Annotated in this window: 9 protein-coding genes and 2 pseudogenes; all 11 read left to right on the forward strand. The window is 44.1% G+C overall.

What is annotated here, in order from left to right; translation table 11 throughout:
* Positions 1 to 249: 249 nt before the first annotated feature.
* The 11 genes and pseudogenes from F591_RS30910 (at position 250) to F591_RS30915 (ending at position 17,481) form a co-directional block, all read left to right on the forward strand.
* Positions 250 to 417 carry a CxxH/CxxC protein gene (locus tag F591_RS30910; protein WP_019537238.1) on the forward strand — a complete coding sequence of 56 codons (168 nt, stop codon included), beginning with the start codon at positions 250 to 252 and terminating at the stop codon, positions 415 to 417.
* 118 nt (positions 418 to 535) lie between these two features.
* Positions 536 to 1,015 (forward strand): 23S rRNA (pseudouridine(1915)-N(3))-methyltransferase RlmH, encoded by a 480-nt coding sequence (gene rlmH, locus F591_RS0124500; RefSeq protein ID WP_019537239.1) that lies wholly within the window; start codon positions 536 to 538, stop codon positions 1,013 to 1,015.
* Between the two features lie 85 nt (positions 1,016 to 1,100).
* Positions 1,101 to 1,324, forward strand: a pseudogene (locus F591_RS33715) (hypothetical protein); the annotation flags it as partial.
* A 240-nt stretch (positions 1,325 to 1,564) separates the two neighbouring features.
* Complete coding sequence (locus tag F591_RS0124510) at positions 1,565 to 4,819, forward strand: helicase-related protein (protein WP_019537241.1); 3,255 nt, start codon at positions 1,565 to 1,567, stop codon at positions 4,817 to 4,819.
* Positions 4,819 to 5,475, forward strand: a complete 657-nt coding sequence (locus tag F591_RS0124515) for a DUF4391 domain-containing protein (protein ID WP_019537242.1) — start codon at positions 4,819 to 4,821, stop codon at positions 5,473 to 5,475. The genes F591_RS0124510 and F591_RS0124515 overlap by 1 nt, the downstream gene beginning before the upstream one ends.
* Positions 5,476 to 5,490: 15 nt before the next feature.
* Entirely contained in the window at positions 5,491 to 7,353 is a 1,863-nt protein-coding gene (locus tag F591_RS0124520) for a site-specific DNA-methyltransferase (RefSeq protein WP_019537243.1), read from the forward strand.
* 15 nt (positions 7,354 to 7,368) lie between these two features.
* Positions 7,369 to 10,419, forward strand: a complete 3,051-nt coding sequence (locus F591_RS0124525) for a type III restriction-modification system endonuclease (protein ID WP_019537244.1) — start codon at positions 7,369 to 7,371, stop codon at positions 10,417 to 10,419.
* Between the two features lie 171 nt (positions 10,420 to 10,590).
* A pseudogene (locus F591_RS28985) lies at positions 10,591 to 12,223 on the forward strand (IS5-like element ISPaen2 family transposase).
* Between the two features lie 88 nt (positions 12,224 to 12,311).
* Entirely contained in the window at positions 12,312 to 13,994 is a 1,683-nt protein-coding gene (locus F591_RS0124535) for an RNA-binding domain-containing protein (protein WP_019537246.1), read from the forward strand.
* Between the two features lie 149 nt (positions 13,995 to 14,143).
* Positions 14,144 to 15,139 (forward strand): AAA family ATPase, encoded by a 996-nt coding sequence (locus F591_RS0124540; protein ID WP_019537247.1) that lies wholly within the window; start codon positions 14,144 to 14,146, stop codon positions 15,137 to 15,139.
* Between the two features lie 2 nt (positions 15,140 to 15,141).
* A complete protein-coding gene (locus tag F591_RS30915) occupies positions 15,142 to 17,481 on the forward strand; it encodes a S8 family peptidase (RefSeq protein ID WP_083935613.1) in 2,340 nt (779 codons plus the stop codon).
* Positions 17,482 to 17,796: the final 315 nt, after the last annotated feature.

Raw genomic sequence — 17,796 nt, forward strand, 5'->3', positions numbered from 1 at the left:
GCCCGGCTCCAAAAACGCATTGAAACAGGCATTCCGTAGTGCGATGGCGGGTTATCCACAGGCCTGAGTTATCCACATTCCGATTTCATGTTCAACTCACATCCCTTCGGTAACATTTCGATTTGAGTGATCCGATACCTCTTCGGTAACATTTGGACTGAGTGATTGCGCAAAGTTGTCCTTCCGGTGAGCGGCATGGTAAAATATAGGGTTGAGACGAAGAATTCGAGAAAAAAAGGGGACGAGTTGATGTATGTCGTTTGCAAGGAGCATCTGGAGCTGGCGATCGATATGTTCGTCGATGAATACGAGGAAGCTCCGGATGTGGTCGACCTGAAGCAGGTGACGTTCACGGCCTGGGAACCGCCGGCTCATTGCGATCGCTGCAAGGCGCCGGGACGTTATTTGGTGGTATGACCGGAAAGGTCGCGGGGAGAGGAGAGTTCGCAGGTGCGCGGGCTCTCTTTTTCACAAGCTGGGGAGAATCATCAGGGATCGGACTTATCAACCTGTGGATAAAAGGAGCAAAAACGTTATGCACATTCAGATCGTGGCTGTGGGTAAACTCAAGGAATCGTATCTCGTCCAGGGGATCGCCGAATATACGAAGCGGCTCGGCCCGTATGCCAAGCTGCAAATCATCGAGGTGCCCGACGAGAAGGCCCCGGAGTCGATGAGCGCCGCGGAGGAGCAGCAGGTCAAGCAGCGCGAGGGCGAGCGTCTGCTGGCGCACATCAAGAGCGACGCCTTCGTCATCGCGCTCGCCATCGACGGCAAGGCGCTGTCCAGCGAGGAGCTCGCGGCGCAGCTCCAGAACCTGGCCACCTACGGCCGCAGCCAGGTCTGCTTCGTCATCGGCGGCTCGCTTGGCCTCGACGCCGCAGTGCTCCGGCGGGCCGACCTGAAGCTGTCGTTCGGCCGAATGACGCTGCCTCACCAGCTGATGCGGCTGGTGCTGGCGGAGCAGGTTTATCGGGCTTTTAAGATAATGAGGGGGGAGCCGTACCATAAGTGAGGCGAAATTTGTATCAACCTGAATTTCAAAAGTATCGCTCCTTTGAAAATATGAAAAAGGCTCTAAATCTTTGGTAGAATGGTGTTTGTCCAGAACAACATCACCCAAAGAGAGGAACACCACAGCCATCAGCAAAATCAAGCCCGAATTCTTACTGCAAAACGCGACCAGCTTCGGAGGCGTCAAAATCTTCTCGGCCTTTTTATGCGTAGCCTCTCCGGTGGCAAAAGGCCCAACTTGTTCTTTCTCGTTCACCGTATCCTGTTCTATCTCGTCGTCGGCTGGATACTCGGCTGTGAGGAGAGCTACATGCCGTTTGATCCTGTCGCTGCCTCTCTTTTTCCACCTTGCCCTTCGTTTGCGGTCGGTATCATCTGAATCTAACCTTTCAAATGTTGGTTTTACGACTTTTGGCTTGGTTTTTCTCGATTTCAACCCCTAATCGAATTTCCCTAAAGTAGGAATTGCGAAAACTTGAAACAAGGAAATTCAACATGAGATGTCGAATAAGAAAAGTTACGTGGTTTTGGGCGGAACAAGAGGTGAACTATGGAAATCATCAATAATATCGACCATCTTCTCGGGGAAAATTTGAAACTTGAACTCTGTAAAGGCAGCAAAATATCGATTGCTGCATCATGCTTCTCCATTTATGCCTATGAAGCCTCAATGAAAGAACTGAATCAGGTGGAGGAAGTCCGCTTTATCTTCACTTCCCCCACATTCATTGCAGACAACATTCAAAAAGAAAAACGGGAATTTTACATCCCGAAACGGAACCGGGAAAAAAGCTTGTACGGCACCGAATTTGAAATCCAGCTCAAAAACGAATTGACACTCAAAGCGATTGCAAAAGAGTGCAGTGACTGGATTCGTAAAAAAGTCACGTTCAAATCGAACCGTACTTCAGGTTTAATGCAAGGCATGCTGAATGTGCAGACTGCAAACGAGCCGATCACCTATATGCCGATCGATGGCTTTACGACCGTTGATCTTGGTTATGAAAAGGGCAATGCTCTCTCCAAGATGGTGAACAAGTTCACGGAAGCTCCGTTTACCAAAATGTATTTCGATCTGTTCGATCAGGTATGGAATGACAAAAGCAAGCTTGAAGATGTCACGAACCAAGTTGTGGAGCATATTTCATCGGTGTATAAAGAGAACTCTCCGGAGTTCATTTACTATGTCATTTTGTACAATATTTTCAACGAGTTCCTATCGGACATTACAGAAGACATATTGCCCAACGAAGCAACTGGATTCAAAGAGACGGAAATCTGGAAACGTCTCTATCACTTCCAGAAAGATGCGGTTCTTGGTGCGATTAATAAACTGGAAAAATACAATGGATGCATCCTGGCAGACAGCGTCGGTCTGGGGAAAACATTCACGGCTCTTGGCATCATTAAATACTATGAACTTCGCAACAAGTCCGTATTGTTGTTATGTCCAAAGAAACTCGGTGACAACTGGCTTACCTATAAACAGAATGTAACCAACAATATTTTGTATGCTGACCGATTCCGCTATGATGTACTCTACCATACGGACATATCGCGGGAAAGAGGCAAATCAAACGATATCCCGCTTGACCGGTTGAATTGGGGCAATTACGATCTGCTCGTCATTGATGAGTCGCATAATTTCCGTAACAACGAAGCCAAGAAAGATAAAGAGACGCGGTATCAGAAGCTGATGCGGAAAGTGTTAAAAAGCGGCGTGAAAACGAAGGTGCTCATGCTCTCCGCTACTCCGGTGAACAACAAATTCATGGATCTTCGCAACCAACTTGCCCTAGCTTATGAAGGAAATCCTGAGGAAATCAACAGCAAGTTGGGGACGGAGCGGGGAATTAACGACATCTTCAAACGAGCCCAGTTCGCGTTTAACCAGTGGTCTAAGATGGATGTTGCTGAGCGGACAACGGAGACGCTTCTTGGTATGCTCGACTTCGACTTTTTTGAGCTGCTGGACAGCTTGACGATCGCCCGGTCACGCAAGCATATCCAGAAGTATTACAAAGCGGAAGAAATCGGCGAGTTCCCCAGACGACTGCCGCCTCTCTCTAAGTTTTGCGATTTGACCGACAGAACGGATGTTATCGGGTATAATGATATTTTTATCGAGTTGTCAAGAATCAATCTCGGTATCTATGCACCGTTCAAATATATTCAGCCGAGCCGATTGCGTTTCTATGAAGAGTTGTATGACACCAGCGTAAGGGGCGGAAGCGGGAACTTCAGGCAGATGGACCGCGAAGGCAGCTTGCAGATTTTGATGCGGATCAACCTGCTGAAACGCTTGGAAAGTTCAGTGGAGTCGTTCCGATTGACCCTTTCCAAGATTATCGCCAAAATCGATCAGACGCTCCGGCAAATCGAAGCCTTCGAACGAAGCGGGAAATCCGATGCTATAGGTTATACCGATATTGAGGATGCTAATCTTGACGATGACGATTGGCTGGACGATGATTTCAGCATCGGGGATACGATCAAGATCAATTTGTCCGATATGGATGTTCTTCGCTGGAAAGAAGATTTGATGAATGATCACAACATTCTTTCCGCCTTGCTGACCGAAATGCAGAAAGTAACGCCTGAACATGATGCGAAGCTAAACACATTAAAGCAGGTTATTAATCACAAAATCAATCATCCGATCAATCCCGGCAACCGCAAAGTCATCATTTTCAGTGCGTTCACGGATACCGCGGCGTACTTGTACACGCATTTATCTGCGTACATGAAGGCGAAGTACAATATCGATACGGCCAAAATCGTCGGCAGCGATGAGAACAAAAACACCGCTGGTTTGCGGAATGACATCAGCACATTGCTGACCTGCTTCTCGCCGCGATCCAAGGAGAAGAAGCTGACCATGCCGGATGTCAAAGGCGAGATTGATCTGCTCATTGCTTCCGATTGTATTTCTGAGGGGCAAAACTTGCAAGATTGCGACTATCTTATCAACTATGACATTCACTGGAATCCAGTGCGGATTATTCAGCGTTTCGGACGGATAGACCGGATTGGGTCGCAAAATAAGGAAATCCAATTGGTGAACTTCTGGCCCAACATGACGCTGGATGAATACATTCAGTTAAAAGAACGGGTCGAAAATCGCATGGTCATCATGGATATGACGGCAACCGGCGATGATAACGTTCTGTTCAATCAATCCAGCGATCTGGAATATCGGAAGCAGCAGCTTCATCGTTTGCAGAAGGAAGTCGTCGATCTGGACGATATGAACACAGGGGTTTCGATTACCGATCTGGGTTTAAACGATTTTCGCATGGACTTGGTGAACTATGTCAAGGAGAACGGAGAACTTGATTCCGTTCCGAGCGGACTGCATGCGGTTGTGGCTGCTGACGAAGAGAAGGGAGCAAAGCCCGGCGTCATTTTTGTTCTTCGCAACGTTAATGAGGAACTGAATCCCGACAAGCAGAACCGGCTACATCCTTTTTACCTTGTCTATATGAGCGAAGACGGCGAAGTCATCACCAATCATATGGATGTTAAAAAGACGCTGGATATTTTGCGAGCTCTATGCAGAGGGCAATCCGAACCAATGATGAATGCTTGCCGCAGCTTCAATCAAGCGACAAAAGACGGCAAGAAGATGGACATGTATTCCATGCTATTGGAAGAGACCATCCGCTCGATTGTTCAGGTAAAGGAAGAAAACGATCTGGATAGCTTGTTCTCTTCGGGAGGCACGACAGCACTAATCGACTCGATTAAAGGGCTTGAGGACTTTGAACTCATCACCTTTGTCGTCATCAGGCAGGTGAATGTGTGATGTTTCAATTGCCTTCAAGCACGCTTGTAAACCGTAAAATTCCGAAGAACAAATTTTATGAGAAGTTGCAAGCCAATCATCATCTTAAGGAACTGTTTACCGAACAAGTCGAATCGATCATCTGGAAGCACAAGCTATCCAAGGACACGATTCGTCTTGAACCGAAAGAGGATATTGAGGAAATTCAAATATTCGAGATTCATTTGAAGGAGCAAACCTACTCCCTGGATTTGCTTCGGAGTATAGACAAGGCAATCCCTTATCCCATCTTGCATATCTTGATGTATGAGGATCAGGCCAAGCTTGCCATCGCGTATAAAGAACGAAATCAGACCGACGACAATCGGTCTGTCGTTCGTTCCTACCATGAGACGGACTGGCAGCCTGTGGAGAGTATCGAGCTTAATATCCTTCAAGGGCTCGATCTGAAGACTGTTTATGAGAACATCATCCGTCAACTGCTTCCCATCAAGGTGAAGCCGGAAATCGAGCTTTCGGCCGTTTTGGAGCGGCAAGCCCAAATTGACAAGCTGACGCAAGAATGTGAGCGGCTAGAGTCCAAACTGCGGGCTGAAAAACAATTCAACAAGAAGGTTGAATTGAACATGGAACTGCAACGAAAACGAAAAGAACTGAATCAACTACTTGATGATTGATGGGAGGCATAAACATTGAACAAATTAAACATGAAATCGGTCGATTTGACTCAAGCCAATATTGAGAAGATTGCAGAGTTGTTCCCAAATGTCATTACTGAAGCAAGAGACGAACATGGCAAAGTGGTTCGAGCCGTTGATTTTGATTTGTTGAAGCAGGAACTTTCCGATGTTCTGGTTGAAGGCGAAAAAGAACGGTATCAGCTTACTTGGCCCGGTAAGAAACAAGCAATCCTGAATGCGAATACGCCGACTGATAAGACGTTGCGTCCGGTCAAGGAAGATAGCGTGGATTGGGACAATACGCAAAACCTGTATATTGAAGGCGATAACCTTGAAGTGTTGAAATTACTTCAAGAATCTTATTTAAACAAGATTAAGATGATTTATATTGATCCGCCATATAATACAGGTAATGATTTCATTTACAAAGATGATTTCAAGGAGTCCTCCGAAGAATATCTTGAAGAGTCAGGTCAGATTGATGAAAACGGAATAAGATTAGTGCCGAATCCAACTTCAAATGGTCGATTTCATAGTGACTGGATGACAATGATCTCTTCTAGGTTAAAAATAGCAAGAAATTTGTTGCGTGAAGATGGTGTAATCTTTATTAGTATTGATGACAATGAAGTAGATAATTTAAAAAAGTTATGTGATGATGTATTCGGGGCAGATAATTTCATAGAGAAAATCGTGTGGAAAAATAAGTATGGTTCGGGTGCACTGACTAAGGGGTTTGCAAATGTCCATGAGTATATATTATGTTACTCTAAAAATCCGCTTGTAAATATAGAAGCTCCATTAGATGAAGAGTCAATAAAAGAGTACGAAAAAAATAAGGACTCAAAGTATGAGACTAGAGGTGGATACATCACGCAACCTTTAGCAACTAACAGCAAAGATAATAGACCAAATCTAGTCTATCCTTTGATTCACAATGGTGTAGAGATTTGGCCAGAAAAACAATGGATCTGGTCAAAAGAGAGGCTTTATAAAGCTTACGAAAATGATGAAATCGTAATTAATAATACGAATGGAAAATACAGCGTTCGTATGAAACAATATTTAAAAGATGAGAACGGGAATATGAGGAAAGGAAAGCCAGTCTCCATCCTTAACGGGCCTTTTAATCAAGAGGGAACCAAAGAGATAAAAGAACTATTTGATGGCATCGACCCATTTGGATTTCCAAAGCCATCGAAATTAATAGAGTATTTTTTTAGTTTCTCAATAAATAATTCGGATGACAAAGATGGTATCTACTTAGACTTTTTTTCGGGTTCAGCAACCTCTGCCCATGCTGTAATGAATTTAAATGCGAAAGATGGCGGGAATAGAAAATATATATTGGTTCAATTGCCTGAGATAAATAAAACAGATAGCCAATTTGCTAATATTTGTGAACTTGGCAAAGAACGCATCCGCCGTGCAGCGAAGAAGATTAAAGAAGAAACTGGTGCCGACATCGATTACGGCTTCCGAGTGTTCCGGGTGGACTCTTCGAACATGAAGGACGTGTACTACACGCCGGACAAGTTGGGTCAGATGAATCTGGACGATCTGTCATCCAACATTAAGGAAGACCGTACAGGCGAGGATTTGCTCATCCAGGTGATGCTGGAATGCGGGTTAGAGCTTTCCCTGCCAATGGAGACCAAGGAAATCGAAGGCAAAACCGTCCACTACGTTGCCGAGAATTCCTTAATCGCTTGCTTCGATGAAGAGGTTCCAGAATCGGTCATTAAAAAAATCGCGGCGGATCAACCGCTCAGGGTTGTATTCCGCGATAGTTCGTTCCGGGATGATTCGGCCCGCATCAATGTGGAAGAACTGTTCAAGCTGCTCTCTCCGAGCACCGAAATTCAAGTGCTGTAAGGAAGGTGAGCAGCGATGAAAATCAAATTCAAACATCAACAATTTCAATTGGATGCGGTCAAGAGTATTGTAGACGTGTTCCAAGGGCAGCCGAACGAATCCTCTCGGTTTACGCTTGATAAAGGACGCAGGCAGAAAAGCGTGGAAATGGGAGATTTGTTTCAAACCACAAGCGGTGAGTCTGATTATGGCTTCAAGAACAATCCTATTAAACTTATTGATCAGGAAGTGTTGAGTAATATTCAGGCCATACAACGGCAAAATGGCTTGAAATTGTCCGAACGGCTTGAAGGCCAATACAACCTTACAGTTGAGATGGAAACCGGTACGGGAAAAACCTACACCTATATTCGGACGATGTACGAACTGTATAAAAAATACGGCTGGAGCAAATTCATCATCGTTGTCCCGTCGATCGCCATTCGGGAGGGTGTGCTGAAGACGTTTCAGATCACCGAAGACCATTTCATGTCTGAATACGGGTCAAAGGCTAGGTATTTTGTCTATAATTCAAAGCAATTGCATCAAATCGAGAAGTTTGCCAGCGACGCTGGGATCAATGTCATGATCATCAACTCACAAGCGTTTAATGCGAGGGGTAAAGATGCACGAAGAATTTCCATGGAGCTGGATGACTTTAACTCTCGGCGTCCGATTGATGTTATCGCCAGCACAAATCCAATATTGATAATCGACGAGCCTCAATCGGTGGAAGGTCAGAAGACGAAGGAAGCACTTAAAGATTTCAAACCGTTGTTTACGCTGCGGTATTCGGCAACACACCGGGAGGACTATAACAAGGTTTATCGCCTCGATGCTCTGGATGCGTATAACATGAAGCTGGTCAAGAAGATCAGCGTCAAAGGCATCTCTGTAAAAGGAACCAGTGGAACCAACAGCTATTTATATCTGGAAGGCGTAGATGTCAGCGATAAGCACGCTCCTGTAGCCCGTCTTGAATATGAAAAACGAACCAAGACAGGATTAACCAAAGTCTCCAAGAAAATCGTGACGGGCGATGACCTCTATCAGTTGTCCGATTATCTGGAGCAATACAAAGGCTACAAAGTGTCTGAAATCAACGGACAGAATAACAGCATCAGCTTCATCAATGGAGTTACGCTGTACGCCGGTGATGTACAAGGTGATGTCAATGAGCTTCATTTCCGGCGAATCCAGATTCGGGAAACGCTGAAATCTCACTTCGAAAAGGAGCGGGTGCTGTTCCATAAAGGAATCAAAGTGCTCTCACTCTTCTTTATTGATGAAGTCGCCAAGTACCGTCAATATGATAAAGACGGAAACGAAAAAAATGGAGAGTACGCTGACATTTTTGAAGAAGAATATATGGAGCTACTAAATGAACAGTTATCGTTGTTTGCGGATGACCCATACATTCAATATTTGAATTCGATTCAGGTAAAGAGTACGCATAAAGGCTACTTCTCCATTGACAAGAAAAGCAACAGGTTTGTTAATTCCAAAGTGTCCGCAAGAGAGACGGATTCTGATGATGTTGATGCCTACGACTTGATCATGCGAGATAAGGAACGGCTTCTCAGCTTCGAGGAACCGACACGGTTTATTTTCTCGCACTCGGCGTTAAAGGAAGGCTGGGACAACCCGAACGTATTCCAGATATGTACGCTCAAACATAGCGACTCCACGATTAAGAAACGGCAGGAAGTTGGGCGTGGACTGCGACTGTGCGTGAATAAATACGGTGAACGGATCGACTCCAGCATCCCCGGTATTGATGTTCACGAGATTAATTCACTTACCGTTGTTGCAAGCGAGTCCTACGAAGAGTTTGCCAAGCAGCTACAAAGCGAGATTGCCGCTACATTGTCGGATCGGCCACGTAAGGCTAACGTGGATTTCTTCCTGAATAAAGTGCTTACCAATGCCCGCGGCGAACAATTAAGTATTGATGAGAAGCTGGCAAACAAGCTGCAATTTGCCTTTATAAAAAATGGCTATGTCGATGATGAATTTCGTTTGACGGACGACTACTTTGCCGCCGTTAACGATCAATCGGTCAAGCTGCCCGATGAACTTCGAGAATATCAAGAACCGCTCATCGAACTGGTTAAATCCATCTACGTTGAAGGCAAGGCAGATATGATGGAGAATGACCGGAATCGAAATATCGTTTCGGTGAAGGTTAACAACAACTTCTATAAGCAAGAGTTCAAGGAGTTGTGGAACCGGATCAACAAAAAATCTGTCTATACCGTTCGATTTGATTCCGATGAGTTGGTACGGAAGTGTATCCTGGCATTAGACATGAATTTGCAGGTGCCAGACATCCGCTACGCAATTAAACACGGTGAGATGAAGGAGATAGAGTCTCGGGAGCAACTCCAGCAAGGCGAGGCATTTGTAACTCGGGAAACGCAAACGGAGTACGTGAACGGGCCTGCTATATCAAAGATCAAGTACGACTTGGTCGGCAAGATGATGGATGAAACGCGGCTGACCCGGAAGACAATTGTCGCCATCTTGAAGGGTATTAAACCGTCTACCTTCCTGTTGTTCCGGAAGAATCCGGAGGAGTTTATTATTCGGGCGTCCAAGCTTATTAACGAACAGAAGGCCACCACGATTATTGAATCCATAACTTATGATGTAATTAATGATACGTTCCATACGGATGTGTTTACGAAGAATAACTTGAAGGGACAACTGGGTCTGAACGCCATCTCTGTTGAAAAGCATATTTATGATTACGTCGTAACGGATTCCAAGATTGAGCGGGCATTCGCTAAAGAGCTGGATACGAGCAAAGAAGTGCAGGTTTATGCGAAGCTGCCACGCGGATTCTACATCCCTACTCCGGTAGGCGACTACAACCCGGACTGGGCGATTGTATTCAAAGAAGGCGACGTGAAGCACATTTACTTTATTGCCGAGACGAAAGGCTCATTGGATTCGATGGAGCTGCGTGAAGTCGAGAAGGCGAAGATTGAGTGTGCACGGAGGCATTTTGCTAAGCTGAATTCGGACCAGTTCAAGTATGATGTGGTTAACAGCTATGAGAAGTTGTTGGAGATCGTAAAGGGATAAAAATATTGCGTTTTCCGCTGGAAGTTTTAAGGGTTAAATAGGGCTTGCTGAACACTTAAAAAAACAACAAAAACCGCATAACAACAAGGATTCTAAGGCCCATTTGTCGAAATCATATGCAAAGGAAATGTTTGAAAACCACCTGAAACCTTTGCAGATGGAGTGACGAAGATGTTTAAGCCGACCGCGCACCTCGATAATCAATTGATCCTGCCCGGCGATTTCTTTCTGCCCTTTGGCGGAAAGCTGGACGAGGACAATCGCTGGGTCCAGTTGGCGCGGTTGGTGCCGTGGGCGGAGGCTGAGAAAACATACGGTCAATTTTTCAAAGACACCTTTCGCGGCCAGCAAACGATCAGTCTTCGGATGGGGCTCGGTGCGCTCATCATTCAGGAGCGAATGCAACTGACCGACAGAGAAACGTTGGAGTCGATCAGCGAAAATCCTTACATGCAATACTTCATTGGTTTGCCTGGATTCGTCATGAAGCCACCGTTCCATCACTCCATGATGACGCATTTCCGCAAGCGTCTGACGGACGTGCTGGCAGAGTTGAATGAGATCGTCGCCACCGAAGGTGCGAAGGAAACGAAAGACGATGATGACAGCAACGACGCGACCGGCGGCGGTAAAGGCCAAGGGAAGCGCTCGAAGAAGCGCGCCTCTGATGAAGAAGTCGAGCAGCAAACCATGTTTGCACAATCGCAAGTCGCATCGTCAGAAGCAGCGTCTCCCGTGGAGTCGATGGCTACAGAGTCAGAGGTTCCTGAAACGAATAAACTTGTTTGCGAAGCGCATCCGAAATCGACCGCAGAATGGGAAGCCCCTGAGCAACCGAATCAAGGGACCGTGCTGGTGGATGCCACCTGTGCGCCGGCGGATGTGGCGTATCCGACCGATCTGAATCTGTTGAATGAAGCGCGGGAGAAGCTCGAAGCGATCATCGATACGCTGCATGAGCCGGTCATCGGACAAATGGCGAAACCGCGCACGTACCGGGAAAAAGCGCGCAAACAGTTTCTGGCCGTTTCCAAGCAACGCAGACCGGGGCGAAGTGATTCGCAAAGCGATCAGGAGGCAACTCGGTTACGTTGGACGGAACCTCTCCATCATCGCCGAGCAAGCCAAGTCGCAACCGCTCACGCTACTTGGCCGCAAAGCCTATCGCGACCTGCTGGTGATTCACGAACTGTACCGTCAGCAGCTTCACATGTACAACGAGCGTTCCCACCAGATGGAAGACCGGATCGTCAGCATTCATCAGCCGCATGTCAGGCCGATCGTGCGCGGGAAAGCCAAGGCGCGCGTCGAGTTCGGAGCCAAGATCGCGGTAAGCATGACGAAGGGCTACGCGTTCCTTGATCGGCTATCTTGGGATAACTTCAACGAGAGCACGACGCTCATGGACGTGATCGAGAAGTATCGCAGCCGCATGGGATTCTATCCGGCTGTCGTCCAAGCGGATCAGATCTACCGCACACGCGAAAACCGGAGATTCTGCAAACAGCATGGGATTCGGCTCAGCGGACCGGCACTGGGACGCAAGCCGAAAAACGGCCCGACAAGCGAAGATAGGCAAGTGGCCAAACAGGATACCGGAGAACGAAACGCAATCGAAGGCAAGTTCAGAGAAGGCAAGCGCAAGTACGGGCTTGGCTGTATTCGAGCACGCCTCGCAAAGACAAGTGAATCCGTGATTACGCTGCAACTTCTGGTGATGAACCTGGAGCGCCGGCTCCGCGTTCTTTTTTGCCTCATTTTTACGCTGCTATCTCGCAGTCGCCTAGCCATGAGTTTCGGTTAAAGAATCGTTCAGCAAGCCCTAAATACTTGTGAATAATATTAGATAAGGATGGACAAACATTCTATTAAGGAAGGAGGTTCAGGTAGCAATGAAGAGCAGATTTGAAATCGAATCTATTCTACAGCAGTTAGAAGATCACATTGCGGATGATCTTGAATCTCAGGATCTTGATTTCAAAGAGTGGAATTCCCGGAGTATTAACGACAGTATTTCTTTGGTAGTCAAAATGGCTGTTTGTATGGCTAACGGTGGAGGCGGCAGTATTGTCCTGGGAGTTGCGGATAAAGTGAAGGGCAAGAGTAATGCAATTATTGGCGTGCCACGGGACGTTGATATTCTAAAACTCCAACGACAAGTGTACGAAAGGACAGATCCTCATATTACCCCAGTTTTTGAAGAGCTGACTGTTCCAGAAGGTACGGGCCGGTTGCTGATTATGCATATCTATTCCGGTATGCCTCCATACACCGAAACCGACGGTAAGGCAACAATACGACAAGGGAAGGACTGTATACCCTTTACTGGCACATTAAGGCGGCAGATGGTTGAAGCCACTGGCCTGGTTGACGTAACTGCAGATATTGTTTATGAAGATTGGAAAAGTATCATTTCTCCGTCTGCGATGGAACGTATACGGGAAATGATGTCTGCAGAACGTGGATCGGTTATGTTAAATAACATGAGTGATGAAGACTTACTATCCTCAATTGGTGCTTTAAAAAACAATTTTCTAACTAAAGGTGCAGTATTGTTGGTTGGCAAACCAGATGTCATCGCTCGGATTGTACCGGAACATAAATGGTCATACCGTAAAATGTTAAGTGATACCGATTATTCTCATCGAGATGATGGTACTCATGCAATTCCAATTGCGTTGTATGAATTGGAGCGATATATTGCAGTAGATAACCCAATGGTCACTATCGAATCAGGACTAGTGCATCCGGAATTTAGTACTTACCCACGAGTAGCTCTTAGGGAGGCTTTGCTAAATGCTTTTGGTCATCGTGACTTCAGAATGATTGGAACGGTGATGTTAAAACATTATAAGGATAAGTTAATTTTAACTAATCCTGGGAACTTCATAGGTGGCATAACTCCGAATAACATTCTGCATCATCCACCTGTAGCTCGTAATAATCACCTTATGGATTTACTGGATAAGTTAAAACTTGTGAACCGATCAAATTTAGGAGTATCAAGAATATATCGTTCCTTATTGATGGAAGGTAAAGAACCTCCTATTTATCGTGAGGTTGGAAATCACATTGAGTTAACATTTACATCTTCCCCATTACATGCCGGTTTTATGAATTTAGTAAAGGAAATGGAGAAACGGGATCAAGGTGTTGATGTTGATCACTTGCTTATTATGCAATACTTAATGCGGCATGAAGAGATCGATTCGACTACGGCTGCAACTGTTTCACAACGTAGTCTGGAACAAGCTAGAGAGTTATTAAGCAAATTAGCTAATAACATGGAGCTTATTGAGCCAGTTGGACGTGGAAGAGGACGCTATTATACATTAACTAGGTTTGCCTATGAGTTATTGAAAGGCAGCATGGCATATGAACGCAAACGGAGTTTGGATAAAGAAGCAATGAAAATAAGGATTCTATCCGTACTAAAAGAACGACCTCTTAGGAATCAAGAGGTTAGGCGAATGACCGGATTAGATCGGCAGCAAGTAAATGCTCTCATTCATGAAATCGAGGGAGTAAAAATTGTTGGACACGGCAGAGCGGCACGATATGTACTCGACAAATAAAAATATACATTTCTGATACATTTCTCTGACATTTTGGATACATTTATGCTCAAGACATTTTAACTTTAAGGATTGTTTTAGTCAGGTGAAATGTAGAATCATACATTAAATCATACATTTTCATACATTTAATTAAGGGGGTGAGGGGAATGGCTAGAGGTGATCTTATCAAAAAACTTTTATTGTCGTACCAACGTGGGGAAGATAAAAAGTTTAGGGAAATCGCGATGGACATTATTAGGGAAGAACGAAAGAAGAATCATCACGCGTTGGCTGATCAGCTACAAAAAATTATTGATTCTCAATCCTTCTCACCTGATAGATTCAGTCGGTTGACTCATATGGTCACAGTACCTAAGGACGAAAATGAGGTTTCTTTAATTGAAATAAGAAAATCGAAGAGGTATTTGTCCGATGTAATTTTATCGGAAAAAAATAAAAATGCAATTGATGAAATAATTCAGGAATTTTGGCGATCAGAGCTATTAAAGGCATATAACCTAAGGCCTAAGTCAAAGATACTTTTTTGCGGACCTCCAGGTTGCGGAAAAAGTTTATGTGCTGAGGCAATTGCTGGTGAACTAGGCTTGCCGATTATATATAACCGTTTTGATTCTATAATTTCCTCATATTTGGGGGACACCTCAAGCAATATTCGGAAGGTATTTGACTTCGGATCAAAGGAAACATGGGTTATGCTCTTTGATGAATTTGATGCAATCGGCAAGAGTAGAAATGACCCAAATGAACACGGGGAACTAAAGCGTGTTGTAAATAGTTTTTTACAAATCATGGACAGTTTTGAGGGACAGAGCTTAATAATAGCTTGTACGAACCATGAAAGCCTTTTGGATAAGGCTATATGGCGAAGGTTTGACGAAGTTATCTATTTTGACAAGCCCACTCACGAAGAGATCGTTTTGCTGGTAAAGAAGAAAACCACCAGTTATCCAAAGAAAGATTTGGATTTTAATAAAGTAGCTGAAAATATGATTGGGCTCAGTCATTCAGAAATTGAGCGTATTTGTCATGAAAGTATTAAGTTCTGCTTGCTTAATGATATAGCCGCACTCTCTAATGACATAGTGCAATTACAGACAATTAAAGAACGTAATCGTCAAAAAATATACGAAGGAGGTAATTAAGGTTGGATAACTTGCCATTGATAAGAGTTGAGCTTGAGCTTGACCGCAGAAAAAGACCCGGATTTGGTCAGGCTCCACAAAGAGAATATAAACGTCATGGCGAAGACATCCAAGAGAATATTGACTTGTTGATGAAAAGTTATCATCGGCCAAAGGCAAAAGGAATAAAGCCAGAGTTGATTTTGAAAATAAGCTATGAAAATAAAATTCCTGCCGAAGAACTTAAAAGGTGTGGTTTTGAAGTAATTGGTGAAGATCCTAATAACGCACTAATTCTTTTTTCGTCAGATGATGAACTATCTGAATTTAGAAATCGATTAAAACAATATCAGGCTGGTCCTCAGAATAAATCTGAAAATCCAAGCTATAATGGAATTTTTGCAAATATTAATTCTGTCTCTGCGTTAACTCCAGCTGATAGAGTAGGGTCAAAACTTAGAGCGATTAAAATAGATGTTGAAACTACATACTGGGTTGATATTGAATTGTGGCATTTAGGGGCAGCCTCAGTTTGCAGGGATAAAATTAAAGAAATACGAGGTTATATAACTGAGAATCAAGGGCGGGTAACAGATGACTATCTAGGGAGTTCTATATGTGTTCTTCGAGCTAATGTCACAGGGAAACTCTTGAAAGATCTTCTAGAGCTTGATATTGTGCGTATGATAGATTTGCCTCCACAGCCTACCTTCATTCCGAGAGAATATAACAGTGTCTCGATAGAGTCATTGCCTGAAATCCAACCACCGTCACCTGACAGTCCATCAATTTGCATTATAGATAGTGGGGTGATGCAAGGCCACCCCTTATTAGGTCCGGCAATAGGGGATTCTGCGTGTTTTCCTGATGAACTAGGAGACACTAGTGATGTGGAAGGGCATGGAACGAAAGTAGCCGGTTTAGCTTTATATGGCGATATACTAACGTTGATAAGATCAGGTACGTTCAAACCGGAATACAGAATTTTTAGTGCAAGGGTTACAAACTCAAATAATAGATTCGATGATGAAAAGCTAATAACAACACAAATGAGAGACGCAATACGATACTTCTATGATGAATATGGATGTAAGATTTATAATATCTCTTTAGGCGATGATGAAAACGTTTATGTGGATGGAAAACAGACTTTATGGGCTTCTGTTTTAGATGAACTCATCAGAGAACTAGATATAGTTGTAGTAGTTTCTGCCGGAAATCATTTTTATTATCCTGATGATCCAGAGAACATTTTGTCTGAATATCCGGGTTTTTTATTCAACCAGCAGTCCAAAATAATTGATCCAGCAAGTGCGGCCTTGGCACTAACAGTTGGTTCCTATTGTGCTAACTACGTAGCTCCTGCAATAAGTGGGATGACAATAGAACGCGGGGTTAATTTAAGGGTTATTGGGAAGGAAAATCATCCGTCACCATTTACTAGAACTGGACCTGGTGTAGGAGGAGCAGTTAAACCAGAGCTTTGTGAGTATGGGGGAAACCTATTATATGATGGATTAACAAAGCGAATAAGAGATGATCGTTCTTTATCTGTTGTAAGTACGTCGAAAAACATACCTGATGAACTATTCACTACAGATGTTGGAACAAGTTTTGCAGCTCCTCAGGTTTCGAATAAGGCTGCAAAACTATACAAGATTTTCCCGAACGCTTCATCTAATCTAATAAGGGCATTACTTGTCCATTCTGCTCAATTACCTAATAATATTGAAATGACAAGCGATGAAATATTTCGGTCATTCGGTTATGGAATTTCAGATGTCCAAAGAGTTGCGACTTCAAGCAATAACCGAGTAACTTTATTTGCTGAAGGATCTTTAGAATTTGATAAATTTCACATATATGAAGTTCCTATACCGGAGGATTTTAACTCTGTAAATGGCGATAGGCACATCACTATAACCTTGGCATTTGATCCACCAGTACGACATACTAGATTAGATTATTTGGGTGTAACAATGTCATATAGACTTATCCGCGGAAGAGAATTAAGAGATGTCATTGAATTCTTTAGGGCAAGAAAAAAGGAGGAGGGATCGCCAGGGAAACTCGGAAGCCATGAATGCAAAATGTATCCAACACCCTCGTTAAGGGATAACGGAACTGTGCAAAAAGCTGTATTTACTGCGAAGCAGAAATTGAATTACGGCTCAACATATTACCTAGTTGTAAGATGTGAGAGCGTTTGGGCCACTGAGGAATTAGGACCACAAAAATACGCAGTTGTTGCAACATTAGAGCACACGAATGAGGAAGTCGATTTGTATACTGAGATTTCAAACAGGGTGCAGGAGACGATTCGCGAGCAAGTACGTGTTAAGAAGGTTCGTGTTAGAGTGTAATACGATTATAAGTGAAGGAGAGGCTACTGTGGCCCCTCCTTCGTTTATTTTCAGTTTACCATATCAAGTGATACGGTGAGCCGTATCATAAGTGACGACTAAAATTACCCCAAAGACCGATTGGAAAGTTTCATTACACTTTGAATGAAAGACTGCAATTCGTTTATAAATATTTTTGCAGCTTGCCCCATAAATTTGTCCGTTCGATATAGGATGCAAATATTGTTACTGCCAACCCATATTGGCCGGAATATGACAGTGTTAGGTGTCCAAGGTTTGCCAGAAATCGTGTCCTTAGTGAAGAGATAAGAGGAA

The organism is Paenibacillus ginsengihumi DSM 21568 (assembly GCF_000380965.1).
Lineage (GTDB): Bacteria > Bacillota > Bacilli > Paenibacillales > NBRC-103111 > Paenibacillus_G > Paenibacillus_G ginsengihumi.

Bases quoted from the DNA above. Each gene is read 5' to 3' on its own strand.
- F591_RS30910 (WP_019537238.1), top strand. From the start codon at position 250: ATGTATGTCGTTTGCAAGGAGCATCTGGAGCTGGCGATCGATATGTTC.
- rlmH (WP_019537239.1), top strand. From the start codon at position 536: ATGCACATTCAGATCGTGGCTGTGGGTAAACTCAAGGAATCGTATCTC.
- F591_RS0124510 (WP_019537241.1), top strand. From the start codon at position 1,565: ATGGAAATCATCAATAATATCGACCATCTTCTCGGGGAAAATTTGAAA.
- F591_RS0124515 (WP_019537242.1), top strand. From the start codon at position 4,819: ATGTTTCAATTGCCTTCAAGCACGCTTGTAAACCGTAAAATTCCGAAG.
- F591_RS0124525 (WP_019537244.1), top strand. From the start codon at position 7,369: ATGAAAATCAAATTCAAACATCAACAATTTCAATTGGATGCGGTCAAG.
- F591_RS0124535 (WP_019537246.1), top strand. From the start codon at position 12,312: ATGAAGAGCAGATTTGAAATCGAATCTATTCTACAGCAGTTAGAAGAT.
- F591_RS0124540 (WP_019537247.1), top strand. From the start codon at position 14,144: ATGGCTAGAGGTGATCTTATCAAAAAACTTTTATTGTCGTACCAACGT.